The organism is Borborobacter xinjiangensis, from assembly GCF_047739745.1.
Taxonomy (GTDB): Bacteria; Pseudomonadota; Alphaproteobacteria; order Rhizobiales; family Rhizobiaceae; genus Pseudaminobacter.
This window is the reverse complement of record NZ_JBLLVA010000022.1, coordinates 25,637-52,599: the sequence shown is the minus strand read 5'-3', so window position 1 is coordinate 52,599 and position 26,963 is coordinate 25,637. Positions and strand designations below refer to the sequence as shown.

Here is a 26,963-nt window from a genome sequence, read left to right as displayed (position 1 = left end):
GCGCGACGCAAACCAGGAGGATGCCCGATGGCCTATGAAACGATCATCGTCGAGACTCGCGGCAAGGTGGGTCTCGTCACGCTGAACCGGCCGAAGGCGCTGAATGCGCTGAACACCACGGTTCTGACCGAACTGCTTGCCGCATGCCATGCATACGAGGCCGACCCGAAAATAGGCGCCATCGTGCTTACCGGTTCGGAAAAGGCCTTTGCCGCCGGCGCCGACATCAAGGAAATGCAATCGAAAAGCTTCGTCGAAGCCTATCTGGAGGATTTTTTCGTCGGTTGGGAAGCGTTCACGCGAATCCGCAAACCCGTCATCGCGGCGGTGTCCGGCTATGCGCTGGGCGGCGGCTGCGAACTGGCGATGATGTGCGACTTCATTATCGCCGGAGAAACCGCGAAATTCGGCCAGCCCGAAATCACGCTCGGCGTCATGCCCGGCATGGGCGGCTCGCAGCGCCTGACGCGTTTCGTCGGCAAAGCGAAGGCGATGGACATGTGCCTGACCGGCCGCATGATGGACGCCACCGAGGCGGAGCGCTCAGGCCTCGTCTCGCGCGTCGTGCCAACTGTCGACCTGTTGGACGAAGCGCTGAAGACAGCCGAAAAGATCGCCGAATTCTCGCTGCCGGCGGTGATGATGGCCAAGGAGGCCGTCAACCGCGCCTATGAGACGACGCTGTCGGAGGGGCTGCGCTTCGAGCGCCGGCTGTTCCATTCCATGTTCGCGCTGGAAGACCAGAAGGAAGGCATGGCGGCATTCGCCGAAAAGCGCACGGCAAGCTTTGCGAACCGCTGAGCCGCGGCGGTGTGCCATGCAAAAGTCCGGGTCAAAACGGCGTTGACTGTGCGGGAAAGCTACACTATAAGCCGCATCAACCGGGGCGGCCTTGCGGCTGCCCGCTTGTTTTTTGCGCCCTGACGTTCAGGCGTATTTCTGAGACAAAAGAGAGGCATCATGGCCAATACATCCTCGGCCAAAAAGGCGACCCGCAAGATTGCTCGCCGCACGGCGATCAACAAGAACCGTCGCTCGCGGGTCCGGACCTTTGTCCGGAAGGTCGAAGAGGCTCTGACGGCCGGCGACAAGACCGCAGCCGAAGCCGCATTCCTCGCCGCGCAGCCCGAACTGATGCGCGCCGCCAACAAGGGCGTGATGCACAAGAACACCGCTTCACGGAAGGTTTCGCGTCTGGCCCAGCGGCTCAAGACCCTTTCTGCCTGAGCCCATCTTCAGCACGGATCGAGAAGCCCGGCCTAACCGCCGGGTTTTTTTCGTTTGCCGAACAATAGCTTGTGAGCCCGCTCCCTTCGTCTACCCAAGCGTGTGGCATGGGGCGAAATACCCTTTGCCGGCATATGCGTAATTACTTATGTCTTCGGGCGGCGCCATAAGGGGTTGCAAGTTTTTGCGCCGGCAAGAATCGCCTTTTCTTATCAACGAGTTGCGAACATTTATCCACAGCTTGTTCAAGCGCCGGTCGAGCCCCGGTTAACAACCGCATGTCAAGCAAATTATTTGAAATATTTTCCTCCCGGCGGTCCGATTTTTGACCGGAGGGAAAAGAGTTTGAATCGCAACGCCTTGCCAATTTTGGCAGTCGTCGCAACCCCCGAGTCAAGCATTTCGCCGACCGGATTGCTTAAAAAACCGTTAGATGCGGCCTTGCCCTGCCCACAGCGTTTTTTGTAGTGTCTCCTCATCGAAAGGGACGGGCCCTCGGTCCGAGTACCCACCTGAAAATCGTAAGATTTTTAGCGCGGAGCGATTCCGCGGACGCGTATGATTTGTCCTTTCTGATGTGAGTAAAAAGCGGGGTAAGTTTATTTTGTAAGTAGATGCGCAGTCCGGTCACGTGGCCGGAGAGTTTGTTGTTTGCCGCGCGTATAGAGCGGCTGCCACGCCAGGCGGGCGTGGCTGTGACATTGAAATGCACCGTTTCCAACAATGGCGGCGGGGGTGCCTGTACCGGGCGAGGCAGAGGCGTGTCCGCACGTCGCCACAGAACGGGCAGCAGGAAATTCGAGGGGTTTCGACGATGCATAGCGGCATAGAAGGGAACGCCAAGTCCGGCTTTCCTTTCCGAGGAAATTTGATCGAGGGGAACACCATGGCGGCTTCCGAAGCGGCTTCCAGCAGCGCGGAAAAAACATTCGACCGGGTCAACGCGCAGTTGAAGGCACGGCTTGGAGGCGAAGTTTATTCGAGCTGGTTCGGTCGCATGAAGCTGGCGGAGGCCTCAAAGGGCCTGGTGCGGATTTCCGTACCGACGGCGTTTCTGCGCTCCTGGATCAACAGTCACTACCTCGACATCATCAACGATCTCTGGAAGCAGGAAGACCCTGAAATCCTGAAGATCGATATCGTGGTGCGAACCGCCACCCGTCTAACTCCGGCCTCCGACGAAGCGGAGCAGTTGCCTCCCCGCAAGGCTGTCCGCAGCACCCACTCGGTGCTTGCCAACGGCACTACCGCGGCCCCGGTCGGCATGGAGCGCGCGGCTCCGGTCCGCACCGGCGCTGCCTCGGGCGAGGGCGAATTCCGGCAGAGCATACTCGGCTCGCCGCTTGATGCGCGCTATACGTTCGAATCCTTCATCGAAGGGCCTTCCAATCGGGTGGCGCTGGCAGCGGCGCGCACGGTCGCCGAATCCACTTCGCGCTTCAACCCGCTGTTCCTTCACGCCACCGTCGGCCTCGGCAAAACGCATCTGCTGCAGGCGATTGCCGCCGAGTCGCTGCGACAGAACCCGAAATCCCGCGTCGTTTATCTTACCGCCGAATATTTCATGTGGCGCTTCGCCACCGCCATCCGCGACAACAATGCGCTGACCTTGAAAGAGCAGCTTCGCGACATCGACCTCCTGATCATCGACGACATGCAGTTCCTGCAGGGCAAGTCGATCCAGCACGAATTCTGCCATCTGATCAATATGCTGCTCGACAGCGCCAAGCAGGTCGTGGTTGCCGCCGACCGCCCGCCCTCCGAGCTGGAGTCGCTTGAACCGCGCGTGCGCTCGCGCCTGAACGGCGGCGTGGCGCTTGAAATGTCGGCTCCGGACTACGCAATGCGGCTCGACATCCTCAAGCTGCGGCTGGAAAGCGCCAAGGCCGAAGACCCGACGCTGAACATCGGAGAAGAGATCCTTTGCCACGTCGCGCGCACGGTAACCGGCAGCGGGCGCGAACTGGAAGGCGCCTTCAACCAGCTGCTGTTCCGGCAATCCTTCGAGCCGCAGATCACCATCGAGCGCATCGATGAGATACTGGGCCATATCTATCGCTCGGGTGAGCCGAAGCGCGTGCGTATCGAGGACATCCAGCGCATCGTCGCACGGCACTACAACGTCTCGAAGACCGAGCTTCTTTCCAACCGCCGCACCCGCACCATCGTCAAGCCGCGCCAGATCGCGATGTATCTGGCCAAGGTGATGACGCCGCGCTCGCTGCCGGAGATCGGGCGGCGTTTCGGCGGTCGGGATCACACCACGGTGCTGCACGCCGTGCGCAAGATCGAGGATCTCTCGGGCGGCGACAACACGCTGGCGCAGGAGCTCGAATTGTTGCGCCGGCTGATCACCGATCAGGCATGAAACGGGCACGGAGATCAGTCAACAGCACCGGATTATCCCCAGAAAGCTTGGCCGACCGTGCTCCAAAAGCGGCGCGGGCTTGCGTTTCGTGATATTTTCCTGTCAGTTTGACCGGTTTCCAACCCTGTTGGGCCTTTTCGCGGGAATCCGGCCCCGGAGATCCGCCTTTCATTCAAGCGAGCCTGTCCGTCATGCGTGTTATTCTGGAACGCTCAAACCTTCTGAAGTCCCTCAACCACGTTCATCGCGTGGTCGAAAGGCGCAACACGATACCGATCCTGTCGAACGTGCTCTTGAATGCCGAGGGTGCCAGCCTTGAAATGAAGGCGACCGACCTCGACCTGGAGGTCACGGAAGCCACGGCGGCCACGGTCGAGCAAGGCGGGTCGACGACGGTGCCGGCCCATCTGCTTTATGACATCGTGCGCAAGCTGCCCGAGGGGGCAGAGGTGATGCTGAAGACCGACGAGGACGGCAATGCCATGTCGGTGATCTCGGGTCGCTCCAGCTTTCGACTTCAATGCCTGCCGCAATCGGATTTCCCCGAACTGTCGGCCGGCTCGTTTTCCCACATTTTCCGCCTTGAGTCCGCTGCACTCAAGGGCCTGATCGACAAGACGCAGTTCGCGATCTCGACCGAGGAAACGCGCTATTATCTGAACGGCATCTATTTCCACGCGATCGAATCGGACGGCAAGCTGAAGCTGCGCTCGGTGGCCACCGACGGGCATCGCCTGGCCCGCGCCGAGATGGACGCTCCCGCCGGCACGGAGGGAATGCCGGGCGTCATCATTCCGCGCAAGACCGTCAGCGAGTTGCAGAAGCTGGTCGACGATCCCGACGTCGCCGTCACGACAGAATTGTCGGACACCAAGATCCGCTTCACCATCGGCAGCGTGATCCTGACCTCGAAGCTCATCGACGGCACCTTCCCGGACTATCAGCGCGTCATTCCGACCGGAAACGACAAGAAGCTGGTCATCGACCGCGAGACCTTCGCGCGCGCGGTCGACCGCGTCTCGACGATCTCTTCGGAGCGCGGGCGCGCCGTCAAGCTCTCGATTTCGGACGGCCAGGTGACGCTTGCCGTCAACAATCCGGATTCCGGCAGCGCGGTCGAGGAGGTTGCGGCCGACTATTCGTCCGACCCCATCGAGATCGGCTTCAACGCCAAATATCTTCTCGATGTGACCGCCCAGCTTTCCGGCAGCGAGACACGGTTCATGCTGGCCGACGCGGGGTCGCCGACGCTGATTCACGACACGTCCGACGAGAACGCACTCTACGTGCTGATGCCGATGCGGGTGTAGCCCGGCAATCAAGGGTTTATGTCAGGCTTTACCCCATTCTGCCCTGCCGGCCGTGATCGTCGACGGCATATCGTCATGCGGCCATGACTACAGAGACGCGCCTCAGCGACATCGCCCGCAGCCAAACCTACATAAGCAGGCTCACGCTTACGAACTTCCGTAACTACGCGTCGCTTTCGCTTGAGCTCAACCCCGGCGCCGTCGTGCTGACCGGCGACAATGGCGCCGGCAAGACCAATCTGCTCGAGGCGGTCTCGTTCCTGACGCCCGGTCGAGGGCTCCGCCGCGCGCCCTATGCCGATGTCGCCAGGGAAGGCAGCGGCGGTGGTTTTTCTGTCCATGCACGGCTGGAAGGCGAGTCAGGCAGCGCCGAAATCGGCACCGGAACGCTTGGCACGGATCAATCCAGCGAAAGCGGGCGGCGCGTGCGCATCAATGGGGCGACGGCGAAATCCGCCGAAGAAATGCTCGAATGGCTGCGTGTCGTCTGGCTGACGCCTTCCATGGACGCGCTGTTCACCGGGCCGGCCGGTGACCGCCGTCGCTTTCTCGACCGGCTGATCCTGACGGTCGATGGCAGCCACGGCCAGCGGGCGGTGAACTACGAAAAGGCGATGCGCGGCCGCAACCGGTTGCTGGCCGAGGGTTCGCGCGACCGAGGCTGGCTGGATGCGATCGAGATGCAGATGGCTGAAACCGGAGTGGCGATCGCCGCTGCCCGCGTCGAAACCGTCAAACTGCTTGCCGCCATGATCGAAAAAATGCCGAATACCGGCCCCTTTCCACAGGCCGATCTCCAGCTTTCAGGCACGCTCGAAAATGAGATCGGCATGCGCCCGGCAGTGGACCTCGAGGAAGCATTTCGCCGCGCACTGGCTGATGGCCGCGAGCGCGACCGCGCGGCCGGCCGCACGCTCGAAGGCCCGCATCGCACCGAACTCATCGTCATGCATCGCCCGAAATCGATGCCGGCGGGGCTCTGCTCGACGGGCGAGCAAAAGGCGCTTTTGGTGGGCATCGTGCTTTCCCATGCGCGGCTTTGCGGCGAAATCTCCGGCACGGTTCCCATCCTGCTGCTCGACGAGATTGCCGCGCATCTTGATGCCGGCCGGCGGGCGGCGCTGTTTGACATCCTGGCTGAACTTCGGTGCCAATGCTTCATGACCGGCACCGAATCGGCGCTGTTTTCCAGTCTGAAGGGCAAGGCGCAGTTCATATTGGTCGATCATGGAACAGCCCGGCCGGCCGATGACAGGTGAGCCGCCAGTCTTTCGATTTTCCGGCTGATGCGATAGGTTCCGGCCATGACCACGCAAGGCCTTGCCCCGCTCACCGATGAAGAACTCGAACGCTATGCGCGCCATATCGTGCTGCCGGAAATCGGCGGCGCCGGCCAGCAGAAGCTGAAGCGGGCGCGCGTGCTGGTTGTCGGCGCCGGCGGACTTGGCGCGCCGGCACTGCAGTATCTTGCGGCGGCAGGCGTCGGCACGCTCGGCATCGTCGATGACGACACGGTTTCGCTTTCCAACCTGCACCGGCAGGTGATTCACGACACCGGATCGGTCGGGCAACCGAAAATCGAAAGCGCTCGCGCCGCGCTGACGCGCATCAATCCTAATGTAAGCATCGACTTACACAATATCCGCCTGACCGACGACAATATCCGCGATCTTGTCGCGCAGTATGACATCGTCACCGATGGCTCCGACAATTTCGCAACGCGCTATGCCGTGGCCGATGCGGCAGCCGCAGTGGGGCGCCCGCTGGTCCATGCGGCGGTCGGGCGTTTCGACGGCACGCTGACCGTGCTCAAGCCGTTCGAGAGCGGCCCGGATGGAACACTCAACCCGAGCTATCGCGATCTGTTCCCGGAACCGCCGCCGGCCGGCCTGGTGCCGTCCTGCGCCGAGGCCGGCGTTGTCGGCGCGCTCACCGGCGTGATCGGTACGCTGCAGGCGATGGAGGTGATCAAGCTGATCGTCGGCATCGGCGAGCCTCTGATTGGCAGGCTTTTGCTCTATGACGCGCTGGCGGCGCGCTTCGACGTCATGCGCTACAAGAGACGCGGGTAACGAAAACCCGAATCGGCGAATCGAACGCTTTGTTTTCAGGTGCGCAGCGGCAGCACCCGGTCGGGCGGACGGTGGCCGTCGATGAAGGTGCGGATGTTGATGATCACCTTCTCGCCCATGTCGATGCGGCCCTCGATGGTAGCCGAACCCATATGCGGCAGAATCACTACTTTGCCCTTGGCGGCGAGCTTGACCAGCTTCGGGTTGACCACCGGCTCGTTCTCGAAAACATCAAGTCCGGCGCCCGCAATCTTGCCGTCCTGGAGCAGCTTGACCAGCGCCTCCTCGTCGATCAGGTCGCCACGCGCGGTATTGACCAGATAGGCGGTCGGCTGCATCAAGGCGAGCCGCCGCGCCGACAGCAGGTGATAGGTGGCCGGCGTCGAGGGACAGTTGACGGAGATGATGTCCATCCGCGCCAGCATCTGGTCGAGGCTGTCCCAATAGGTCGCCTCCAGCTCGTCCTCCACCTCCCGAAGCACATGGTTGCGGTTATGGTAGTGGATCGACAGGCCGAACGCCTTGGCGCGCCGCGCCACCGCCGTTCCGATGCGGCCCATGCCGACGATGCCAAGCCGCTTGCCCCAGATGCGCCGCCCCAGCATCCAGGTCGGCGACCATCCGCCCCATTTCCCGGAGCCATCCAGTATGTTGGCGCCTTCCGCCAGCCGCCGCGGAACGGCCAGCATCAGCGCCATGGTCATGTCGGCGGTGTCTTCGGTCAGCACGTTCGGCGTGTTGGTGACGGTAATTCCGCGCCTGGCCGCCGCCGTCACGTCGATCTTGTCGACGCCATTGCCGAAATTGGCGATCAGCTTCAAATTCTCGCCGGCCTGCTCGATAAGCGCCTCATCGATGCGATCGGTGACCGTCGGCACCAGCACGTCGGCTTCCTTGACGGCGGCAACCAGTTCGGGCTGGCTCATCGGACGGTCATCAAGATTCAGCCGCGCGTCGAAAAGCTCGCGCATGCGCGTCTCGACCTGGTCGGGAAGCTTGCGCGTAATCACCACGAGAGGCTTGTTTCTGACGGCCATTGCTTTCCCGGATCCCGACGTTGTTGAGACCTCTTTAACCAAGACGCGCGAAACTGCAAACCCGTCCCCGCATCACAGCCTGTGTAACAAGCGGGGCCGTGGAAGACAAAGAAAAACGGGCTCGCGCATCGAGGGCTGCGATGGCGCAAAAAGAGGAAAAGGAACCAAGGTGTCTGGTTTGGTATCGCTTCGCATGACGGTCGTTTCAGCGTTGCTCGGCCTCGCGCTGGTCCTTCCGGGCGTCTCGGTCGCCTTTGCCCAGAGCGCGCCTTCCCAGGGCGTGACGCGGGGCCCGAGCGGGCTGCCATTGCCACGATTCGTCAGCCTGAAATCGGGGCGAGTCAATTCACGAATCGGTCCGGGACTGAACTATGCCGTCGACTGGCTCTACACCAAGCCCGGCCTGCCGATGGAGATCATCCAGGAATATGACAACTGGCGCCGCGTGCGCGATGCGGACGGAGCGGAAGGCTGGATCAACCAGTCGCTGCTTTCCGGTCGTCGCACGGCAATCGCCGCACCCTGGCAGCGCGGCAAGGACGCCAGCATCTCGCTACTGGCGGAGCCGAACAACACGGCCCGCGCGGTGGCCCTGCTCGAGCCGGGGGTCATCGGGACGATAAAATCCTGCACCGGCGAATGGTGCGAAATGACTTTCGACGGCCATACCGGTTGGATCAGCCAGAAACTGGTATGGGGCGCCTATCCGGGCGAACTGGTGAAAGATTAGGAGGGGCGTTTCCCGATGCGCCCAAGATGCGTATCCTGAAACCCGCTCGCGTGTTTCAGCCCATAACCGAGCGCCCGGTCCGCTGCAATATGTGCGATCCAGACGGCCGAAATCTGGATCGCAAGCGCGTCACCCGTGTAGAGCCCGAAGACCAGCAGACATAGCGGCCAGACCGTCACATGCAGCATGTTGTAGGCGAAGGCTCCGACACGCGGACCGGCGGCATAGAACAGCATCGACAAATCCGGCGCGAGGATAAGCAGGGCAAAAAGTCCCCAAGAGCCGCCGGCAAGCGCGTAACCGAGCACCGCCGCGGCCACAAGAAACAGCCATTCCAGCCGGACGATCAAATCGACCGGCCCTTTGTTCAGCATTGGAAGTTCAGGCTTTCTGCTTCGGCCGCAAACGGACGATGATGTCGACGTTGGCGATTTCCATGTCTTCGGGTGGTTCCGGCAGGTTGACGACCCTGACCGGTCCCGAGGAAATGTCGAAAATCTTGTTCTCGCCTTCGATGTAGAAGTGGTGGTGGTCAGACGTGTTGGTATCGAAATAGGTTTTCGAGCCTTCCACGGCCAGAATCCGCAGCAGCCCTGCTTTGGTGAACTGGTGGAGGGCGTTATAGACGGTCGCCAGAGACACCGGTACGCCGGCGTTTACAGCTTCTTCGTGAAGTTCCTCGGCCGACAGATGGCGATCCCCCTTGGCGAAAAGAAGATTGGCCAAGGCGACGCGCTGACGCGTCGGACGCAGGCCTGCCTGGCGTACGCGTTCGTCTACTGCAATGTCATGCGGGACGGGCCAATCCATCGCTTCGCCAATATCCGTTCCGGTTTTCAGACATTCGATCAATGTCTGAGAACTCTGTCCTCGTAAGTGTATATATTCTGTGGGCCTAACGTGATCAATAGGCGCACATTGACCCAGGCAGACCGGCAGGTTAATCGCAATCGACGGTTTCCGCACGGAAACTGCCTGTGCTAGGAAGCGGCAAGGGCGCGAAGGCGTCGGAGCGCGAGAGGGAAGACGTTTTATGGCGGTTTCGAAGTCCAGCTACGAATATGAGGACCTGCTTGCCTGCGCCCGCGGCGAACTGTTCGGGCCGGGCAACGCGCAACTGCCCTACCCTCCCATGCTCATGTTCAACCGGATTACCGAAATCAGCGACACCGGCGGCGCGTTCGAAAAGGGATTCGTGCGCGCCGAACTCGATATCCGCCGCGATCTATGGTTCTTCCCCTGCCACTTCATCGGCGACCCGGTGATGCCCGGCTGCCTCGGCCTCGATGCTCTGTGGCAGTTGAGCGGCTTCTTCCTCGGCTGGCTGGGCGAGCCCGGCAAGGGCCGGGCGCTTTCGACGGGCGAGGTGAAATTCACCGGCATGGTGACGCCCGCCAACAAGAAGGTCGAATATGGTGTCGACTTCAAGCGCGTAATGCGCGGCCGTCTGGTGCTCGGCATCGGCGATGGCTGGCTGAAGGCCGATGGCGAGACCATATACAAGGCCACCGATCTGCGCGTCGGCCTGTTCAAAGAGCAAGCAGCCTGAGCGCTGGAACCGAGACCGAAGGAGTTTCTCATGAGACGCGTCGTTGTCACGGGCCTTGGCATCGTATCTTCAATCGGAAACAACGCCGACGAGGTGCAGGCATCCCTGCGTGACGCCAAGTCAGGGATACATTTCTCCGATTCCTTTGCCGAGCACGGTTTCCGCTGCCAGGTCTGGGGAGCGCCGACGCTTGACCCCTCCGAGCTGGTCGACCGTCGCGCCATGCGCTTTCTCTCCAAGGGCGGCGCCTGGAACCACGTCGCCATGGAGCAGGCGATCGCGGATGCTGGGCTCGAACAGGGCGACATAACCAACGAGCGCACCGGCATCATCATGGGTTCGGGCGGCCCCTCCACGCGCACCATCGTCGAGGCCGCCGAAACCACGTTGAAGAACGGTAGCCCCAAGCGCATCGGGCCGTTTGCGGTGCCGAAGGCCATGTCTTCCACCGCGTCCGCCACGCTTGCCACCTGGTTCAAGATCCACGGCGTCAACTATTCGATCTCCTCGGCCTGCTCGACCTCGGCGCATTGCATCGGCAACGCCTATGAGTTGATCCAGTGGGGCAAGCAGGACATGATCTTTGCCGGCGGCCACGAGGACCTCGACTGGACGATGTCGGACCTGTTCGACGCGATGGGTGCGATGTCGTCGAAGTTCAACGACCGCCCGGCGGTCGCCTCGCGTGCCTATGATGTGGCCCGCGACGGCTTCGTCATCGCCGGCGGCGCGGGCGTGCTGGTTCTGGAGGAACTTGAGCACGCCAAGGCGCGCGGCGCCAAGATTTACGCCGAGATCGTCGGCTACGGCGCCACCTCCGACGGCTACGACATGGTGGCGCCTTCCGGCGAGGGCGCGGTGCGCTGCATGCGCCAGGCGCTTGCCGGCGTTTCGGGACCGGTCGACTATATCAACACCCACGGCACCTCCACGCCGGTCGGCGATTCCAAGGAGATGGGCGCGATTCGCGACGTGTTCGGCGAGGAGATGCCGAACATCACCTCCACCAAGTCCCTTACCGGCCACTCGCTGGGAGCCGCGGGCGTGCAGGAATCGATCTATTCCATCCTGATGATGCAGGGCCGCTTCATCGGCGAGAGCGCCCATATCGAGGAACTCGACCCCGAATTCGAAGGCATGCCGATCGTGCGCAAGCGTATCGACGACGCCAGGATCGACACGGTCCTGTCCAATTCTTTCGGCTTCGGCGGCACCAACGCCACGCTCGTTTTCCAGCGCCACAACGGCTGAGGTCTTCTTTCGATGGAAGCTTTGATGAAGGGTAAGCGCGGCCTCATCATGGGCGTCGCCAACGACCATTCGATTGCCTGGGGCATCGCCAAGCAATTGGCCGCGCATGGCGCGGAACTGGCATTCACCTATCAGGGCGAGGCCTTCGGCCGTCGCGTCAAGCCGCTGGCCGAGCAGGTAGCCGCCTCGCTGGTGCTGCCCTGCGACGTCGAGGACAGCGCCTCGGTCAGCTCGGTTTTCGAGGCATTGGGCGAAGCCTGGAACGGACTCGATTTCGTCGTGCATGCCATCGGCTTCTCCGACAAGAACGAGCTCAAGGGCCTTTACGCCGATACCAGCCGGGAGAATTTCATCCGCACGATGGTGATCTCCTGCTACTCCTTCACCGAAGTCGCGCGCAACGCCGCAGCACTCATGAAGGACGGCGGCTCTATGATCACGCTGACCTATGCCGGGTCGACACGCATCATGCCGAACTACAATGTCATGGGCGTTGCCAAGGCCGGGCTTGAGGCGAGCGTGCGCTACCTCGCCAACGATTACGGCCCGCGCGGCATCCGGGTGAACGCCATTTCGGCCGGCCCGGTGCGCACGCTTGCGGGAGCAGGCATTGCCGATGCGCGCCATATGTTCGCCTATCAGCAGCGCAATTCGCCGCTGCGCCGCACGGTCACCATCGACGAGGTCGGCGGCTCGGCGCTTTATCTGCTGTCCGATTTATCGTCAGGCGTCACCGGCGAAATCCACTATGTGGATTCCGGCTATCACATCGTCTCGATGCCGACGCTTGACGAACTGAAGCAGTCCGACAAGGGCGAATAGAGCGATTTTTACCGGCGTGCGCTCAGCACCTTGAACACGCCGGTGCGAGCCACCTCGGCGTGGCTGGAAAAGGTCTCGGCCAACGTTCTCTCGTAGGGCAGTTGCCGGTTCGCCACCATATAGAGCCTGCCGCCGGGCTTCAGCGCGGCCGCGGCAGCGCGAATCATTCGCTGCCCCATATCCGGCTCGGCCGAACGCCGCTGATGGAAGGGCGGATTCATGACGATCAGGTCATATCGATACCGGACCTCCTCGCTGAGCAAATCGTGCCAGAAGAAGCGCGGCTCGATCGAGGCGATTCGGGCCAGATTGCGCCTGGCTGCCTCCAGCGAAGCGAAATCGGCCTCGTAAAGGTCGAGCGTCGAAATCTTCGGATGCATCCGCGCCAGTTCGGCAGCGAGATAGCCCCAGCCCGCGCAGAAATCCGCGACAGCGCCGGTGATCTTGTCCGGCAGATGCTCGACCAGCAGCTTCGAGCCGGGATCAACCTCGTCGGCTGAGAACATGCCGGGCGCGGTGTGGAAGCGCCCGTCGATCAGCCGCTCGCCATTGCCCTCGCGCAGCGCCGCCACTGCCGCGGAGCTGTCTTCGGAGCGGCGGAACCAGAAGGCAACGCCATGATGTTTGGGCAAGTAATCTTCGATCTCGACAAGGTCGCCGACGCGCTTGCGCAGGCTGGCAATGCCGTCGTCCTTGCTGCCGGCAACGAGAACCAATCCGCCGGCCCTCACCCGTTCGAGCGCGTCTGCGACAAGCATTTCGTTCCATCCGCGGTGGCGGCCGCATAAAACCAGCGCAGCATCGAAATCCTGTCCTTCCGCCTTGGGCGTGACCGTATGTCCACCGGCCTCAAGCCCACGCACATAAGGCCGGAAGCCTTGCACCATCGAAAGTGCGGCCGTGAAGTCATCCGGCAAGCGGAAGCCAGGCTCCGCCCCGAGGAACAGGACCCGTTCGCCCTTTCCCGGCGCATCAAGTGCGCCCGCTTCGAAGGGATGAAAAAGGGTCTTCAGCGTATCACGCGTCATTTTAGAGCTCGGTTCGGTGGCGCAATAGAAAAGCGGGCGCTACCTTCCGGTGCGCCCGCTTCAATCTCAGTCGCTAACTAAATGCCATCAGGCGGCGGTTTCTTCGCCCTCGGCCTTCTTCTCGCGCACGATTTCCTTGCCGGTCTCCTGGTCGACGACCTTCATCGACAGGCGAACCTTGCCGCGCTCGTCGAAGCCCATCAGCTTGACGAAGACCTTCTGGCCTTCCTTGACGACATCCGACGTCTTGGCGACGCGGTCGTTGGCAAGCTGCGAGATGTGGACGAGACCGTCCTTGGGACCGAAGAAATTGACAAAAGCGCCGAAATCGGCGGTCTTGACGACCGTGCCTTCATAGATCTCACCGACTTCCGGTTCAGCGACGATGGTGTGGATCCACTTCTTCGCCGCCTCGATCTCCTTGGCGTTGGAAGAAGCGATCTTGATCGTGCCGTCATCCTCGATGTTGATCTTGGCGCCGGTCTTCTCGACGATCTCGCGGATCACCTTGCCACCCGAACCGATGACATCGCGGATCTTGTCGGTCGGGATGTGCATGACCTCGATGCGCGGCGCGAACTCGCCAAGCTCCTTGCGGCCCTCGGACAAGGCTTTCGCCATCTCGCCGAGGATGTGCAGGCGGCCCTCCTTGGCCTGACCCAACGCGACATTCATGATCTCTTCGGTGATGCCGTCGATCTTGATGTCCATCTGCAATGCGGTGATGCCGTTGGTGGTGCCGGCCACCTTGAAATCCATGTCGCCGAGGTGATCCTCGTCGCCAAGAATGTCGGAGAGAATGGCAAAGCGCTCGCCTTCCTTGATCAGGCCCATGGCGATGCCGGCCACCGGCTTCTGCAGCGGAACGCCGGCATCCATCAGCGCCAGCGAGGTGCCGCAGACGGTCGCCATCGAAGACGAACCGTTGGATTCGGTGATTTCCGAGACGACGCGCAGCGTGTAGGGGAACTGCTCGGCGCTCGGCAGCATCGGATGAACGGCGCGCCAGGCGAGCTTGCCGTGACCGATCTCGCGACGGCCAGGCGAGCCCATGCGGCCGGTCTCGCCGACCGAATAGGGCGGGAAGTTGTAGTGGAGAAGGAACTTCTCCTTGTACATGCCGGTCAGGCTGTCGACATACTGCTCGTCCTCGCCGGTGCCGAGCGTGGCAACCACCACCGCCTGCGTCTCGCCGCGCGTGAACAGCGCCGAACCGTGGGTGCGCGGCAGGATGCCGACTTCGGAAACTATGTTGCGAACAGTCTTCAGGTCGCGACCGTCGATGCGGGAACCGGTGTCGAGGATGTTCCAGCGGACGATCTTGGCCTGGAGGTGCTTGAACACCGTCGCGACCTGCTCGGCCGACCATTTCGGCTCTTCCTCGTCAGCCGGAGCGAATGCCGCCTTGACCTTCGCCTTGACGGCATCGACCGCGCCATAGCGCTCCTGCTTGTTGATGTTCTTGTACGCAGCGCGCAGATCGGCCTCGGCGATCTTCAGCATTTCCGCTTCGAGATCGTCATAGCTTGGCGCGGTATGGTCGCGCGGGTCCTTGGCGGCGACTTCGGCGAGCCGGATGATCGCGTCGATGACCGGCTGGAAACCCTTATGGCCGAACATGACCGCGCCGAGCATGACGTCTTCCGGCAGTTCCTTGGCTTCGGATTCGACCATGAGAACGGCTTCCGAAGTGCCGGCGACGACGAGATCGAGCTTGGATTCCTCCATCTCGTCGATATGCGGGTTGAGCACATATTCGCCGTTAATGTAGCCGACGCGGGCGCCGCCGATCGGCCCCATGAACGGCACGCCCGAAAGCGTCAGGGCCGCCGAGGTGGCGACGATCGACAGAATGTCCGGGTCGTTTTCAAGATCGTGCTGCACGACCGTGACCACGACCTGCGTGTCGTTCTTGTAGCCATCGGCGAAAAGCGGGCGGATCGGGCGGTCGATCAGGCGGGAAACCAGCGTTTCCTTTTCGCTCGGACGGCCTTCGCGCTTGAAATAGCCGCCCGGAATCTTGCCGGCGGCATAGGTCTTTTCCTGGTAGTTGACGGTAAGCGGAAAGAAGTCGAAGCCCGGCTTCGGCTCCTTCGCCGAGACGACCGTGGCGAGCACGATCGTCTCGCCATAGGTGGCGAGAACGGCGCCATCGGCCTGACGGGCGATCTTGCCGGTTTCGAGAATGAGCGGGCGTCCGGCCCACTCGATTTCGACCTTGTGATGGTTGAACATGTCTTGTCCTTAAGAAATGGAAGGGGGCGCACCATTCGCGCGCGCGGCCTTCCCGGCTTGTTTCAGACGAGCCATGGGCAAGACAGCGGGAGGTCCGGTGAGTGCGGGCGTTGCGGGCAACGCTCCGGGCATCCTGCAATCCTGCCCCATGACCTGTCTCATGGGCGGTTCCGACGTTGCCCTCTGCAGCGGCAGAACCTTTTGGCACATGATATCCCGAAAAAGCTCTACAGCACGGGATCATGTGCCGTCGGAACGTGCCTTATGCACGCCCGAATGGCAGACCGGCGGACCTTCACCTGAAGGTCCGCCGGTCCAGTATCAGCGGCGCAGACCGAGTTTCTCGATCAGCGTTTGGTAGCGGCCTTCTTCCCGATTCTTCAGATAGTCGAGGAGACGGCGGCGCTGCGACACGAGCGCGAGCAGGCCACGGCGCGAATGATTGTCATTCTTGTGGTCCTTGAAGTGCTCGGTCAGGTTCTTGATGCGCTCCGACAGAATGGCGACCTGGACTTCCGGCGAACCGGTGTCGCCCTTGACGGTCGCAAATTCGGCCATGAGTTCCTTTTTGCGTTCGGCGGTAATCGACATCGAGTTTTTCCTTTCGAATTTGAGGAAACGGGACGCCCTCGGCCGGGATGTCGTCCAGCTGGGGCCGATGAACATGGCGCTCAAAGCGCAATGCTGCGGCGCATATAGGGCAAAATGGCGATAAAGACCAGTCCTATTCGAAAATCGCACTGGAGCTGCGGTTCAAGCCGCAAAAACCCGCTTCGGCTTGAACATGCCGGCTTCGATCGCGCCGATCGCCACCAGCTTGCCGCGCGCCGTGGCGCAAGCCTCGTCCGCCTCCACCGGCGCATCGCGGCCGCGCACGATGATTGGATTGCCGAGCCTGATCTTTGCCGCCGCATCGTCGGAGATCGCCACCTGCGGCAGGCACTCGAGCGCTGCCGCGGCATCGACCAGATAGGCGTCCATCGCTCCAAAACGGTCACCGCGCCTGCCGATCACGCCCTCCTCTTCCGCTGTTTCCGCGGCTTGCGGCATAGCGGCCTCAAGCTGCTCCAGGGTCACAAGATCGTCGGCGGTGAATGGCTCGACCTCGATGCGCCGCAGATCGGCAATATGGCCAAAGCAGCCGAGATCGCGGCCCATGTCGCGCGCCAGCGAGCGAACATAAGTGCCCTTGCCGCATTCGACCTCGAATATGGCATTGCCATCTGGCGTCGTGTCGACGAGTTCGAGCCGGCCGATCTCGATCTCGCGCGGCGGAATGTCGAGCGTCTGCCCCTCGCGCGCCAGATCGTAGGCGCGTTCGCCGGCGATCTTGATTGCCGAGAACTGCGGCGGCGTCTGCATGATGATGCCGGTATATTTCGGCAGCAAGCCGAGGATTTCGGCCTGCGCGGGGCGCTTCTCGGAGGTTCTGGTCACAGGCCCCTCGAGATCGTCCGTCGAGCGCTCCTCGCCCCAGGCGACGGTAAACCGGTAGACCTTGGCGCCGTCCATGACATAGGGCACGGTTTTCGTGGCCTCGCCCAGCGCGATCGGCAGCATGCCGGAAGCCAGCGGATCCAGCGTTCCAGCGTGGCCGGCCTTTTCGGCCTGAAACAGCCATTTGATCTTGGCCACGGCCTCGGTCGAGCCCATGCCGATCGGCTTGTCGAACACCAGCCAACCGGAAACCGGGCGGCCCTTCTTCTTGCCTCGGCGGCCCATTAGTCGTTCTCCTCGCCATCGGCCTTCAGGTCGCGCACGACCTCCGGCGACTTCAGCAACTCGTCGATCCTGGCGAAATTGTCGTAGCTCGTGTCGAGCCGGAAACGGAATTCCGGCATATATTTCATCTGCCGCAAGGCCGGCGAGACGCGGCCGCGGATGAAGCGTGCATTGCGGTTGAGAGCCTCGATCACCGCGGCATCGTCACGCGCGCCGAGCGGCGAAACGAAGGCCGTGGCGATTTTCAGGTCAGGCGACATGCGCACTTCGGAGATCGAAATCACGGTCGTCTCGATGAGACCGTCGCTGACCTCGCCGCGCCGGAACACATCCGACAGTGCGTGGCGCACCTGCTCGCCGACGCGGAGTTGGCGCTGTGAGGGGCCGGACGAAGATGTTCGTGACATGAGTATCATTGCCTTTCGGCGATCAGTTCGATCGTATCTGACGCGATTATCGAAAACGCGGTCTCCACCCTTCCGGCAATGAAGGGTGGAGATGGAACGCCGGGTGGAGGTTGCGCCTTCCGCCGCTAAGCGGGTGGCTACTCCATCATCAATACGGCAGTCCGCTTAAAGCGTCCGCGACACATGCTCCACGCGGAAGGCCTCGATGATGTCGCCCTGGCGGATGTCCTCGTAATTGGCGAAGGCCATGCCGCATTCCTGGCCGGCAGGCACTTCAGACACCTCGTCCTTGAAGCGCTTCAGCGTCTTCAGCGTGCCTTCGTGGATGACGACGTTGTCGCGGATCAGCCGGACCCCGGCACCCCGTTCGACCTTGCCTTCCGTCACGCGGCAGCCCGCGACCTTGCCGACCTTGGTGATGTCGAAGACCTCGAGGATCTCGGCGTTGCCGATGAAGGTCTCGCGGCGCTCCGGCGACAACAGGCCCGACATCGCCGCCTTCACATCGTCCACGAGGGTGTAGATGATGTTGTAGTAACGGATATCGAGACCGGCCTGTTCGGCCGCGTGTCGCGCCTGCGGATTGGCGCGAACGTTGAAGCCGATCATGGCCGCGCCGGACGTTTCGGCCAGCGACACGTCGCTTTCGGTGATGCCGCCGGCACCGGCATGGACGATCCGCGCCCGAACCTCGTCGGTGCCGAGCTCGGCGAGCGCATTGACGATCGCCTCGACTGAGCCCTGGACGTCGGCCTTGATGACCAGCGGGAATTCCTTCAGGCCGCTGGATTGCAATTGCGACATCATGTGCTCGAGCGAGCCGCGCTGGCCGGCGTGACGGGCAGCCGCCTTGTCGCGCGCCTTGCGCTGGCGATATTCGGTGATCTCGCGCGCCTTGGCCTCGTTGTTGACCACGGCAAAGCGGTCGCCCGCCTGTGGCGTGCCCTGGAGGCCGAGGATTTCGACCGGCGTGGCCGGCAGCGCCTGCTCCAGATGATCGCCGCGATCGTTGACGAGGGCGCGCACGCGTCCCCATTCATTGCCGGCCACGACGATATCGCCGACCAGGAGCGTGCCGGTCTGCACCAGAACGGTGGCAACCGGGCCGCGGCCTTTGTCGAGCTTGGCCTCGATGATAACGCCTTCGGCGGTGCGGTTGGGGTTGGCCTGCAGGTCGAGCAGTTCGGCCTGCAGCAGGATGGCTTCGAGCAGCTTGTCGAGATTGGTGCCCTTGGTGGCGGACACCTCGACATCCAGCACCTCGCCGCCCATCGATTCGACGAAGACCTCGTGACGAAGCAGTTCCGAACGCACCTTCTGCGGGTCGGCCGACGGCTTGTCGATCTTGTTGATCGCCACGATGATCGGCACGCCCGCCGCCTTGGCGTGATTGATTGATTCAACCGTCTGCGGCATCACGCTGTCATCGGCCGCCACCACCAGGATGGCGATGTCGGTAGCCTGTGCGCCGCGAGCGCGCATCGCCGTGAAGGCCGCGTGGCCCGGCGTGTCGATGAAGGTGATCTTCTGACCGTTCTTTTCGACCTGATAGGCGCCGATATGCTGGGTGATGCCGCCGGATTCGCTGGAGACCACATTGGCATTGCGGATCGCGTCGAGCAGCGAGGTCTTGCCGTGGTCGACATGGCCCATGATGGTGACAACCGGCGAGCGCGGCCGAAGGTCCTCGGGCCGATCGGCAACGTCGAACAGGCCTTCCTCAATGTCCGACTCGGCCACACGGCGCACCGTATGCCCGAATTCGGACGCGATCAGTTCGGCCGTATCGGCGTCGATCACGTCGCCGGGCTTCAGGATCTGGCCCTGCTTCATGAAATATTTGACCACATCGACGGCGCGCTCCGACATGCGCTGCGCCAGTTCCTGGATGGTGATCGTCTCGGGAAGCACGACCTCGCGCGAAATCTTCTCGCGCGGCTCCTGATGCATGGCCCGCTTGAATTTCTCTTGCCGGCGACGCATCGACGACAGGGACCGGGCGCGTGCATCGTCGTCGGACATCGCCGAGTTCAGCGTGAGCTTGCCGCGACGGCGATCTTCCTCGCCCTTGGTCTTGGCCGGACGCGCGACCTCAGGCGTCACGACGCGCTTGACCGGCGTACCGCGCACCAGGCTCTTGGCCTTCGCTTCAGGCTCCTCATCGGCGGCCGCCACATCGGCATGCTGAGGGGCGCGGCGACGCGCTTCCTCTTCGGCACGACGCCGCGATTCGGCCTCGGCCTGAAGCCGAGCCTCCTCCTCGGCCTGCCGGCGCGCCGATTCCTCGCGTTCGCGCTTGCGGCGCTCTTCTTCTTCCTGGCGGCGCCGCGACTCTTCGAGAGCACGCTGCCGATCCTCCATCTCACGCGCCTTGGAGCCTTCGAGCGCACGCCGACGCGCTTCCATCTCGCTGGTCGACAGCTCGTTCAACACGACGCCGGTGCGGTCCGGCGCGGGTGGCGGCGCGGGCTTGACAACCTCCGGCGCCGCAGGAGCTGCCGCGGCGGGCGCCTGAGGCTTCGGCGAGAAAGCGGGCGCGGCGGCAGTTTCCGGCCGCTCGCCAGGCAGAGTGAACTTGCGCTTCTTGGTCTCGACGACAACCGACTTCGTGCGCCCATGCGAGAAGTTCTGGCGTACCGTGCCCTGTTCCACACCAGGGCGCTTCAACGTCAAGGTCTTCTTCATGTTGACGCTCAAAGTGTTGTCATCTCCCGATTTGTTATCGCTCATTCCATATCCTCTGCGGCGGCGTCATCTTCGTCAGCAATTGCCGCAAACATTGCCCGGTCATCCGAGGATCCGCCCCGGTATCGGTCAAGCGCAACCATGCGCTTCAGCACCGCGTTTCCCGCCTCTTGCGCGAGAACGGCAGCATGTATCACATTTGTGGCCCCTAATGCCAAACTCAAATCGGCTTCCGAAAAAAGTTTGTAGGCATATATCTCTGGGCCGCCCGCATAGGCGGTCGCCCGGCGCGCTTGTGTGATCTTGCGCAAGCCGTCTTCGGAGGCTTCCCGCGCATGCAGAACCAGTAGCGCCTTGCCGCTGCGAACCGCGCTTTCGACCTTCGTCGCACCAAGCGCAACTGCGCCGGCCTTGCGCGCCAAGCCAAGGACGCCGAGTGCTGCCTTTGCAAGCAGCGCATCGACCGTCGCGCCCAGGTCAGGCGGGACGGCGACATCCTTGCGGAAAGCACGGGCAAAGAGATTCTTGCCCGCCGCCTTGTCTATATGTAGGCGGTCGGCCGTCACCCAGCAACCACGGCCGGGAAGGTTTCTTTTCAAGTCCGGAACGATGACGGAATCCGGGCCGACGACGAAACGGATCAGTTCATCCGGTTCGGCTTGTCTGCGCGTGACGATGCACGTGCGATCGTTCATCTCGTCCAACGGCGTTTCGATGCGTGTTCACCTCACGCACCGGTGGCTTCGGAAGACGTGTCTTCTTCGGCGGCCGCTTCGTCCTGCGTGATCCAGCCAGCCTTCAGGCGCGCGGCCATGACCATCTGCTCGGCCTCGGCGCGCGAGGTGCCGAAGCTTGCCAGAACGCCGGGGAAGAACTTGGTCTCGCCGTCCTTGCGTTCCTTCCAGCCGACCAGATCGTCCACCGCATAGCCGGCAAAGTCCTCGATCGTCTTGACCCCGTCCTCGCCGAGCGCCACCAGCATCGCCGTGGTGACGCCGGGAATTTCGCGCAATTCGTCGGAAACGCCGAGCTCGAGACGGCGGCTGTCATGCTCGGCCTCGATCCTGTCGAGATATTCCTTGGCGCGCGCCTGGATCTCGCTCGCGGTGTCCTCGTCGAAGCCGTCGATCGACGAAATCTCGTCGGAATCGACATAGGCGACTTCCTCGACGCTGGTGAAGCCTTCCGAGGCGAGCACCTGGCCGACCATCTCGTCGACATTCAGCGCGTCCATGAACAGGTTGGAGCGCTCGACGAATTCCTTCTGGCGCCGCTCGGACTCTTCCTGCTCGGTCAGGATGTCGATATCCCAGCCGGTAAGCTGGGAGGCGAGGCGCACATTCTGGCCACGACGGCCAATGGCCAGCGACAACTGGTCGTCAGGCACCACCACCTCGATGCGCTCGGCATCCTCGTCCAGCACAACCTTGGCGACTTCCGCCGGCTGCAGCGCGTTGACGATGAAGGAAGCGGCCGAAGGCGACCACGGAATGATGTCGATCTTCTCGCCCTGCAGCTCGCCGACGACGGCCTGAACGCGCGAACCGCGCATGCCGACGCAGGCGCCGACCGGATCGATCGAGCTGTCGCGGGAGATGACGGCGATCTTGGCGCGCGAGCCCGGATCACGGGCCACCGACTTGATCTCGATGATGCCGTCGTAGATTTCCGGCACTTCCATGGTGAAAAGCTTGGCCATGAACTGCGGATGGGTGCGCGACAGGAAAATCTGCGGGCCGCGCTGTTCGCGGCGCACATCGTAGACATAGGCGCGGACGCGATCGCCATATTTGTAGTTTTCGCGTGGGATCAGCTCGTCACGGCGGATGATCGCCTCGCCGCGCCCCAGATCGACGATGACATTGCCGTATTCGACCCGCTTGACCGTGCCGTTGACGATCTCGCCGATGCGATCCTTGTATTCGTCATATTGGCGGTCGCGCTCGGCTTCGCGCACTTTCTGCACGATGACCTGCTTGGCCGACTGGGCAGCGATGCGGCCGAACTCCATCGGCGGAAGCTGCTCGGCAATGAAATCGCCGACCTGCGCGTCCGGATTGCGCTCGCGGGCCGTCAACAGCGCGATCTGCGTGGCATAGTCCTCGACAGTTTCGACGACCTCCATCAAGCGCTGGAGCTTCATTTCGCCGGTGTTGGGATTGATATCGGCGCGGATGTTGGTTTCCTGACCGTAGCGCGAGCGCGCCGCCTTCTGGATCGCGTCCGCCATGGCGTCGATGACGATTTGCTTGTCGATCGACTTTTCGCGCGCGACCGCATCTGCGATCTGCAGCAATTCAAGTCTGTTGGCAGTTACTACCATTTTCGTCTCCCTGAACGGTGCCGGCGAGCCATCCCGCCTGCTGTTCAATCAGTTCCGGTTTCGTCTTCCGCGCCTTCGTCCGCGTCGTCTTCCTCGGGCTCGCCACGGCGCTTCCTGGCTTCCTTGCGCGCCTGGTTGTCCTTGCTCAGGGCATCCCGGATCAGGTCGTCGGTCAGGATCAGCCTTGCGTCGGCAATCGTGTCGAACGGAACGAACGCCGTCGGGCCTTCATCGTCGGCCGGCTTGTCGCGCTCGATTGCGACGCCATCTTCGGTGGTCTCGGCGATCTTGCCGCGAAACCGCTTGCGGCCGGCAACGAGGATCGAGGTTTCGATGCGGGCCAAATGACCTCGCCAGGTGACGAAATCCGCCTTGCGCACCAGCGGCCGGTCGATACCGGGCGACGACACTTCCAGATGATAGGCCCTGTCGATCGGATCGTCGACATCGAGCGCCGGCGAAACCGCACGGCTGACCTCTTCGCAATCCTCGACCGTCATCGTGCCGTCTTCGCGCTCGGCCATGATCTGCAGGGTCAGGCCGTTTTGCCCGGACAGCCGCACACGCACCAGCCGAAAACCAATTCCGCGCAACACCGGCGCGACAATCGAGGCCACGCGGGCGTCTATGCCGCTTTCGCGGACGATCCTGTCGTCTCCAGCGATTCCGCTCGTTTCTGCCGTCATTCCCGTTCCGAAGCTGGGCCAGTTAACAAAAAAGAGCGGGACCGGGTGGACCCACTCTTCGTCATACCGACCAAGAATTTCCACATTACATAGAGGATGGCGCCGTTGATGGCAAGGCCCGGCCTCCACCATGCTCCGGTTTTCCGCACCGCCGGCATCCCTGCGACTGGCGCATGGGAGCCTTGCGCCGCGGACACTGGCACGAACGGGCTCCAAACCCCATTTATGTTGCAACGCACAAAAAGAAAGGGCGTCGCAATGTCAAATCGTCAGCAGAGCTTGAAAATCGGCGAATTCCTCCAGGTGTTCGGCAACGCGATCGCTGCGGCCTCAGCCGTCAGTTATGGTCGCCAGCCGCGCGCCCGCGACCTGCGCGGCCTCGGTATCGATGCCGAGCAGTTCCGCAAGATCAGGAACTTCTGAACAACGTTCGCCGACGTCAATCCTCGTCGGCCGCAAGCTGCGACAACAGCTTGCCCTTGCCTCGGGCACGCAACACCAGCGGGACAATAACCGCCGCCGCCGCAAGCAGCAGAAGGACGATCGAAATCGGCGACTGCACGAGAACCGTGAGATCGCCCTGGCTGATCGCCAATGCGCGTCGCAATTGCTGTTCGGCGAGCGGCCCCAGGATCAAGCCGACCACGACCGGGGCGATCGGGTAACCGAACTGGCGCAGCAGATAGCCGAGCAGTCCGAAGGCGAGGAGTATTCCAAGCTCGAATGTCGACGGATTGGCGCCGATCGTGCCGAGCGTGGCGAATACCAGGATGCCTGCATAGAGCCAGTGGCGCGGGATCGACAGCAGCCTCACCCACAGGCCGATCAAGGGCAGGTTCAGCACCAGCAGCATGAAGTTTGCAACCAGCAGGCTGGCAATCAGCCCCCAGACAAGTGCTGAATTGTTGGTGAAGAGCAGCGGTCCCGGCTGAAGGCCGAATTGCTGGAAGCCGGCAAGCATGATGGCGGCGGTGGCGGTTGTCGGCAAACCAAGGGTCAGAAGCGGCACCAGCGTTCCCGCCGCCGAAGCATTGTTGGCGGCCTCCGGTCCGGCAACGCCTTCGATCGCTCCATGGCCGAACTCCTCCGGCTTGTTGGTCAACTGCTTTTCCACCGAATAGGACAGGAAGGTGCCGATCTCGGCGCCGCCGGCCGGCATGGCGCCGATCGGGAAACCGATTGCCGTGCCGCGCAGCCACGGCATCCAGGAGCGCGACCAGTCCTCCCGGTTCATCCATACCGAACCTCTCACCGGCTCGACTCGCTCGCCGCCGGCGGTGGTGGAAGCGGCGACCGCCAGCGTTTCGCCGATGGCAAACAACGCAACCGCAAGCGTCGTCACCTCGATGCCGTCGAGCAGGTCGGGAACGCCGAAGGCCAGCCGCGCCTGGCCGGTTTGCAGATCGATGCCGATCAGCCCGAGCGTCAAGCCGATGAACAAGGCGGTCAGGCCGCGCAGCGAGGAATCGCCGAATGCCGCCGAAACCGTCATGAAGGCCAGCACCATCAGCGCAAAATATTCCGCCGGTCCGAAGGAAAGAGCGAACTTGACTATCCAGGGTGCGATAAGCGCCAAACCGGCAGTGGCGATGAGACCGGCGATAAAGGAACCGATTGCCGCTGTCGCGAGCGCCGGCCCACCCCTGCCCTTGCGGGCCATCTTGTTGCCTTCGAGCGCGGTGACGATTGAGGCACTTTCACCCGGCGTGTTGAGCAGGATGGAAGTGGTCGAGCCGCCATACATGCCGCCATAATAGATGCCGGCGAACATGATCAGCGACCCCGCCGGATCGAGCTTGTAGGTGACGGGTAGCAAGAGCGCCACCGTCAGCGCCGGCCCGATGCCGGGCAGCACGCCCACTGCCGTGCCGAGCGTGACACCGAGCAGCGCATAGAAGAGATTGATCGGCTCGAGCGCCACCAGGAAGCCTTGGGCCAGCAGAGCGAATGTATCCATGCTCTATCTCGCTAAATCAGCCGCTCGAGCGGGCCGGCAGGCAAAGTGAGCTTGAGGCCCTTGGCGAAAATGAACCAGACGACGAAGGAAAGCACTATTCCAAGCGGAATGGTCATCCATAGAGGCCCACGGCCGAATCCCCGCGCAGTGGCGGCAAACAGCAGTCCGGTCGCTATGGAAAAACCGGCGACGCCAAGCAGCAGCATCTGCGCCACGAGACCGCCGACGATCCAAACCACCGGGCCGAATTTCTGCGGCTCGCGTTTGGGGAAGTCGTTGCGGAGTGCCTCAAACACCGTCCAGATCGCCAGGATGAACAGGCCACCGGCGATCGCATAGGGGAAGGCGGTCGGGCCGAGGCGCGAATAGCTCGCTGCCCCGCCCATCGAATAGGTGCTCCAGCCGATGAGTGCGGCAATGCCTGCCAGTGCAGCCGCGATGACGAGCGCCGCCTTGTCGGCGCGGCGCCCGGCGCTGGAGCCTTTGTCGGTCATCTGGCTTTCCGATTATTTGACCAAGCCGATCTCTTTCAGGATGGCCGAGGTCGATTCGATGTCCTTGGCAAGCTGCGCCTTGAATTCGTCGCCGGCCAGATAGGTGTTTGCCCATCCCTTGGCGGCAAGCGCATCCTGCCAGGTTTTCGACGTCACCATCTTGTCGATGTCGGCGGTGATCGCCGCCTTCTGCTCGTCTGTTATGTCAGGTGCGGCAGCCACCATGCGCCAGTTCTGGATCGACACATCCACGCCGCCTTCCTTGAAGGTCGGCGCGTCGATACCTTCGATCTTCTCATCGCTGGAAATGCCGATGATGCGCAGTTCGCCAGCCTTGATCTGCGATTCGAACTCGCCATAGCCGGAGATGCCCACCGTCACCTGCCCGCCGAGGATAGCCGCCAGCGCCTCGCCGCCGCCGGAAAAGGCAATGTAGTTGATCTTGGTCGGATCGACACCGACGGCCTTGGCGATGAGACCGGCTGTGATGTGGTCGGTACCACCGGCCGAGCCGCCTGCCCAGGAAACCGCGCCGGGATCGGCCTTCAATTTCTCGACCAGGCCGGCCATGTCCTTGATGTCGGAGGCCGCCGGAACGACCACCGCCTCATACTCGCCGGTCAACCTGGCGATAGGCGTCACCTGATCGAGAGAAACCGGCGAGGCATTGGTCAGGATCGCACCGACCATGACATAGCCGCCGACGATCAGTTGCGAGGGATCGCCCTTCGCCTGATTGACGAACTGGGCAAGGCCGATCGTGCCGCCGGCGCCCGGAACGTTGGTGACCTGCACGTTCGACGAAATCTTCTCATCCTGAAGGGCGGTCTGCATGGTCCGTGCCGTCTGGTCCCAGCCGCCGCCCGGGGCCGCCGGCGCCATGATCTTGTAGTCGGCGGCATGCGCCGGCAGGGCCAGCAAGCCGCCGAGTAGGGACGCGATCAGGAAATGTCTCACGGTGTTTCCTCCTTGGTTGTCAGCCCGTCTCCCCCAAGGAGCGGAACCGCTGTGAAAATGTTGCGGCGAAAAGAACCTGCCGCGCCTGCCGAATGCCCCGGTT

General features: G+C 62.5%; 26 protein-coding genes. 11 read left to right on the top strand and 15 right to left on the bottom strand.

Going from position 1 to position 26,963, the window contains the following annotated elements; all coding sequences use genetic code 11:
* The first annotated feature begins 27 nt into the window (after positions 1-27).
* The 6 genes from ACLKMW_RS19935 to ACLKMW_RS19910 all read left to right on the top strand — a co-directional run bounded on the left by ACLKMW_RS19935 (position 28) and on the right by ACLKMW_RS19910 (position 6,977).
* Positions 28-801, top strand: a complete 774-nt coding sequence (locus ACLKMW_RS19935) for an enoyl-CoA hydratase (protein WP_415726262.1) — start codon at positions 28-30, stop codon at positions 799-801.
* 159 nt (positions 802-960) lie between these two features.
* Complete coding sequence (gene rpsT, locus ACLKMW_RS19930) at positions 961-1,227, top strand: 30S ribosomal protein S20 (protein ID WP_415726261.1); 267 nt, start codon at positions 961-963, stop codon at positions 1,225-1,227.
* Positions 1,228-2,041: 814 nt separating this feature from the next.
* Positions 2,042-3,595, top strand: a complete 1,554-nt coding sequence (gene dnaA / locus ACLKMW_RS19925; protein ID WP_415726260.1) for a chromosomal replication initiator protein DnaA — start codon at positions 2,042-2,044, stop codon at positions 3,593-3,595.
* A gap of 191 nt (positions 3,596-3,786) precedes the next feature.
* The gene (dnaN, locus tag ACLKMW_RS19920) at positions 3,787-4,905 is read left to right on the top strand and encodes a DNA polymerase III subunit beta (protein ID WP_415726259.1); all 1,119 of its coding nucleotides are present in this window, start codon (positions 3,787-3,789) and stop codon (positions 4,903-4,905) included.
* 83 nt (positions 4,906-4,988) lie between these two features.
* Positions 4,989-6,164 carry a DNA replication/repair protein RecF gene (gene recF, locus ACLKMW_RS19915; protein ID WP_415726258.1) on the top strand — a complete coding sequence of 392 codons (1,176 nt, stop codon included), beginning with the start codon at positions 4,989-4,991 and terminating at the stop codon, positions 6,162-6,164.
* Positions 6,165-6,209: 45 nt separating this feature from the next.
* A complete protein-coding gene (locus ACLKMW_RS19910; RefSeq protein ID WP_415726257.1) occupies positions 6,210-6,977 on the top strand; it encodes a molybdopterin-synthase adenylyltransferase MoeB in 768 nt (255 codons plus the stop codon).
* Between the two features lie 35 nt (positions 6,978-7,012).
* Here ACLKMW_RS19910 and ACLKMW_RS19905 read toward each other — a convergent pair whose 3' ends face one another.
* A complete protein-coding gene (locus tag ACLKMW_RS19905; protein ID WP_415726256.1) occupies positions 7,013-8,014 on the bottom strand; it encodes a 2-hydroxyacid dehydrogenase in 1,002 nt (333 codons plus the stop codon).
* A 169-nt stretch (positions 8,015-8,183) separates the two neighbouring features.
* On the opposite strand from ACLKMW_RS19905, the gene ACLKMW_RS19900 reads away from it, so the two are divergent.
* Positions 8,184-8,744 carry an SH3 domain-containing protein gene (locus ACLKMW_RS19900; RefSeq protein WP_415726255.1) on the top strand — a complete coding sequence of 187 codons (561 nt, stop codon included), beginning with the start codon at positions 8,184-8,186 and terminating at the stop codon, positions 8,742-8,744.
* On the opposite strand, the gene ACLKMW_RS19895 is transcribed toward ACLKMW_RS19900, so the two are convergent.
* Complete coding sequence (locus ACLKMW_RS19895; RefSeq protein ID WP_415726254.1) at positions 8,741-9,118, bottom strand: DUF4260 domain-containing protein; 378 nt, start codon at positions 9,116-9,118, stop codon at positions 8,741-8,743. The genes ACLKMW_RS19900 and ACLKMW_RS19895 overlap by 4 nt on opposite strands.
* 7 nt (positions 9,119-9,125) lie before the next feature.
* On the bottom strand, positions 9,126-9,554 hold the full coding sequence (gene irrA, locus ACLKMW_RS19890) for an iron response transcriptional regulator IrrA (protein ID WP_415726253.1): 429 nt from the start codon (positions 9,552-9,554) through the stop codon (positions 9,126-9,128).
* 223 nt (positions 9,555-9,777) lie between these two features.
* On the opposite strand from irrA, the gene fabA reads away from it, so the two are divergent.
* The 3 genes from fabA to fabI are packed head-to-tail and all read left to right on the top strand — an operon-like array spanning position 9,778 to position 12,366.
* Positions 9,778-10,293: a 3-hydroxyacyl-[acyl-carrier-protein] dehydratase FabA gene (gene fabA / locus ACLKMW_RS19885; RefSeq protein ID WP_415726252.1), complete on the top strand. Its 516-nt coding sequence runs from the start codon at positions 9,778-9,780 to the stop codon at positions 10,291-10,293.
* A gap of 30 nt (positions 10,294-10,323) precedes the next feature.
* Positions 10,324-11,544, top strand: coding sequence for a beta-ketoacyl-ACP synthase I (gene fabB, locus ACLKMW_RS19880; RefSeq protein WP_415726251.1), 1,221 nt, complete (start codon positions 10,324-10,326; stop codon positions 11,542-11,544).
* 12 nt (positions 11,545-11,556) lie between these two features.
* Positions 11,557-12,366 (top strand): enoyl-ACP reductase FabI, encoded by an 810-nt coding sequence (gene fabI / locus ACLKMW_RS19875; RefSeq protein WP_415726250.1) that lies wholly within the window; start codon positions 11,557-11,559, stop codon positions 12,364-12,366.
* Positions 12,367-12,374: 8 nt separating this feature from the next.
* Here the strand turns inward: fabI and ACLKMW_RS19870 are convergent, their stop codons facing one another.
* The 9 genes from ACLKMW_RS19870 to rimP all read right to left on the bottom strand — a co-directional run bounded on the left by ACLKMW_RS19870 (position 12,375) and on the right by rimP (position 23,452).
* The gene (locus ACLKMW_RS19870) at positions 12,375-13,394 is read right to left on the bottom strand and encodes a class I SAM-dependent methyltransferase (RefSeq protein WP_415726249.1); all 1,020 of its coding nucleotides are present in this window, start codon (positions 13,392-13,394) and stop codon (positions 12,375-12,377) included.
* An 87-nt stretch (positions 13,395-13,481) separates the two neighbouring features.
* Entirely contained in the window at positions 13,482-15,629 is a 2,148-nt protein-coding gene (pnp, locus tag ACLKMW_RS19865; protein ID WP_415726248.1) for a polyribonucleotide nucleotidyltransferase, read from the bottom strand.
* A 321-nt stretch (positions 15,630-15,950) separates the two neighbouring features.
* Positions 15,951-16,220: a 30S ribosomal protein S15 gene (gene rpsO / locus ACLKMW_RS19860; RefSeq protein WP_415726247.1), complete on the bottom strand. Its 270-nt coding sequence runs from the start codon at positions 16,218-16,220 to the stop codon at positions 15,951-15,953.
* Between the two features lie 162 nt (positions 16,221-16,382).
* Positions 16,383-17,351, bottom strand: a complete 969-nt coding sequence (gene truB / locus ACLKMW_RS19855) for a tRNA pseudouridine(55) synthase TruB (protein ID WP_415726246.1) — start codon at positions 17,349-17,351, stop codon at positions 16,383-16,385.
* Positions 17,351-17,758 (bottom strand): 30S ribosome-binding factor RbfA, encoded by a 408-nt coding sequence (gene rbfA, locus ACLKMW_RS19850; RefSeq protein WP_415726245.1) that lies wholly within the window; start codon positions 17,756-17,758, stop codon positions 17,351-17,353. The genes truB and rbfA overlap by 1 nt, the downstream gene beginning before the upstream one ends.
* Positions 17,759-17,923: 165 nt before the next feature.
* Positions 17,924-20,488: a translation initiation factor IF-2 gene (infB, locus tag ACLKMW_RS19845; protein ID WP_415726244.1), complete on the bottom strand. Its 2,565-nt coding sequence runs from the start codon at positions 20,486-20,488 to the stop codon at positions 17,924-17,926.
* Positions 20,485-21,138, bottom strand: coding sequence for an RNA-binding protein (locus ACLKMW_RS19840; protein WP_415726243.1), 654 nt, complete (start codon positions 21,136-21,138; stop codon positions 20,485-20,487). Before ACLKMW_RS19840 ends, infB begins: the two co-directional genes overlap by 4 nt.
* A 32-nt stretch (positions 21,139-21,170) precedes the next feature.
* Positions 21,171-22,766, bottom strand: coding sequence for a transcription termination factor NusA (nusA, locus tag ACLKMW_RS19835; RefSeq protein WP_415726242.1), 1,596 nt, complete (start codon positions 22,764-22,766; stop codon positions 21,171-21,173).
* Positions 22,767-22,810: 44 nt separating this feature from the next.
* A complete protein-coding gene (gene rimP, locus ACLKMW_RS19830) occupies positions 22,811-23,452 on the bottom strand; it encodes a ribosome maturation factor RimP (protein ID WP_415726241.1) in 642 nt (213 codons plus the stop codon).
* 258 nt (positions 23,453-23,710) lie between these two features.
* Here rimP and ACLKMW_RS19825 point away from each other — a divergent pair, with 258 nt between their 5' ends.
* The gene (locus ACLKMW_RS19825; protein WP_415726240.1) at positions 23,711-23,875 is read left to right on the top strand and encodes a hypothetical protein; all 165 of its coding nucleotides are present in this window, start codon (positions 23,711-23,713) and stop codon (positions 23,873-23,875) included.
* Positions 23,876-23,891: 16 nt separating this feature from the next.
* Here the strand turns inward: ACLKMW_RS19825 and ACLKMW_RS19820 are convergent, their stop codons facing one another.
* Genes ACLKMW_RS19820 through ACLKMW_RS19810 form a run of 3 tightly spaced genes read right to left on the bottom strand, consistent with a single transcriptional unit; the run spans position 23,892 to position 26,860 of the window.
* A complete protein-coding gene (locus ACLKMW_RS19820) occupies positions 23,892-25,409 on the bottom strand; it encodes a tripartite tricarboxylate transporter permease (protein ID WP_415726238.1) in 1,518 nt (505 codons plus the stop codon).
* An 11-nt stretch (positions 25,410-25,420) separates the two neighbouring features.
* Positions 25,421-25,903 carry a tripartite tricarboxylate transporter TctB family protein gene (locus tag ACLKMW_RS19815; protein WP_415726237.1) on the bottom strand — a complete coding sequence of 161 codons (483 nt, stop codon included), beginning with the start codon at positions 25,901-25,903 and terminating at the stop codon, positions 25,421-25,423.
* 12 nt (positions 25,904-25,915) lie between these two features.
* Entirely contained in the window at positions 25,916-26,860 is a 945-nt protein-coding gene (locus tag ACLKMW_RS19810; RefSeq protein ID WP_415726236.1) for a Bug family tripartite tricarboxylate transporter substrate binding protein, read from the bottom strand.
* Positions 26,861-26,963: the final 103 nt, after the last annotated feature.

What these genes read in the sequence shown, in the direction of transcription:
- infB (WP_415726244.1), bottom strand. Translation starts at nt 20,488, where the DNA reads ATGAGCGATAACAAATCGGGAGATGACAACACTTTGAGCGTCAACATG.
- rbfA (WP_415726245.1), bottom strand. Translation starts at nt 17,758, where the DNA reads ATGTCACGAACATCTTCGTCCGGCCCCTCACAGCGCCAACTCCGCGTC.
- dnaA (WP_415726260.1), top strand. Translation starts at nt 2,042, where the DNA reads ATGCATAGCGGCATAGAAGGGAACGCCAAGTCCGGCTTTCCTTTCCGA.
- nusA (WP_415726242.1), bottom strand. Translation starts at nt 22,766, where the DNA reads ATGGTAGTAACTGCCAACAGACTTGAATTGCTGCAGATCGCAGATGCG.
- truB (WP_415726246.1), bottom strand. Translation starts at nt 17,351, where the DNA reads ATGGGCCGCCGAGGCAAGAAGAAGGGCCGCCCGGTTTCCGGTTGGCTG.
- fabA (WP_415726252.1), top strand. Translation starts at nt 9,778, where the DNA reads ATGGCGGTTTCGAAGTCCAGCTACGAATATGAGGACCTGCTTGCCTGC.
- fabB (WP_415726251.1), top strand. Translation starts at nt 10,324, where the DNA reads ATGAGACGCGTCGTTGTCACGGGCCTTGGCATCGTATCTTCAATCGGA.
- pnp (WP_415726248.1), bottom strand. Translation starts at nt 15,629, where the DNA reads ATGTTCAACCATCACAAGGTCGAAATCGAGTGGGCCGGACGCCCGCTC.
- recF (WP_415726258.1), top strand. Translation starts at nt 4,989, where the DNA reads ATGACTACAGAGACGCGCCTCAGCGACATCGCCCGCAGCCAAACCTAC.
- rimP (WP_415726241.1), bottom strand. Translation starts at nt 23,452, where the DNA reads ATGACGGCAGAAACGAGCGGAATCGCTGGAGACGACAGGATCGTCCGC.
- ACLKMW_RS19825 (WP_415726240.1), top strand. Translation starts at nt 23,711, where the DNA reads ATGTCAAATCGTCAGCAGAGCTTGAAAATCGGCGAATTCCTCCAGGTG.
- fabI (WP_415726250.1), top strand. Translation starts at nt 11,557, where the DNA reads ATGGAAGCTTTGATGAAGGGTAAGCGCGGCCTCATCATGGGCGTCGCC.
- dnaN (WP_415726259.1), top strand. Translation starts at nt 3,787, where the DNA reads ATGCGTGTTATTCTGGAACGCTCAAACCTTCTGAAGTCCCTCAACCAC.
- ACLKMW_RS19815 (WP_415726237.1), bottom strand. Translation starts at nt 25,903, where the DNA reads ATGACCGACAAAGGCTCCAGCGCCGGGCGCCGCGCCGACAAGGCGGCG.
- ACLKMW_RS19870 (WP_415726249.1), bottom strand. Translation starts at nt 13,394, where the DNA reads ATGACGCGTGATACGCTGAAGACCCTTTTTCATCCCTTCGAAGCGGGC.
- ACLKMW_RS19935 (WP_415726262.1), top strand. Translation starts at nt 28, where the DNA reads ATGGCCTATGAAACGATCATCGTCGAGACTCGCGGCAAGGTGGGTCTC.
- ACLKMW_RS19905 (WP_415726256.1), bottom strand. Translation starts at nt 8,014, where the DNA reads ATGGCCGTCAGAAACAAGCCTCTCGTGGTGATTACGCGCAAGCTTCCC.
- irrA (WP_415726253.1), bottom strand. Translation starts at nt 9,554, where the DNA reads ATGGATTGGCCCGTCCCGCATGACATTGCAGTAGACGAACGCGTACGC.
- ACLKMW_RS19840 (WP_415726243.1), bottom strand. Translation starts at nt 21,138, where the DNA reads ATGAACGATCGCACGTGCATCGTCACGCGCAGACAAGCCGAACCGGAT.
- rpsO (WP_415726247.1), bottom strand. Translation starts at nt 16,220, where the DNA reads ATGTCGATTACCGCCGAACGCAAAAAGGAACTCATGGCCGAATTTGCG.
- ACLKMW_RS19820 (WP_415726238.1), bottom strand. Translation starts at nt 25,409, where the DNA reads ATGGATACATTCGCTCTGCTGGCCCAAGGCTTCCTGGTGGCGCTCGAG.
- ACLKMW_RS19910 (WP_415726257.1), top strand. Translation starts at nt 6,210, where the DNA reads ATGACCACGCAAGGCCTTGCCCCGCTCACCGATGAAGAACTCGAACGC.
- rpsT (WP_415726261.1), top strand. Translation starts at nt 961, where the DNA reads ATGGCCAATACATCCTCGGCCAAAAAGGCGACCCGCAAGATTGCTCGC.
- ACLKMW_RS19895 (WP_415726254.1), bottom strand. Translation starts at nt 9,118, where the DNA reads ATGCTGAACAAAGGGCCGGTCGATTTGATCGTCCGGCTGGAATGGCTG.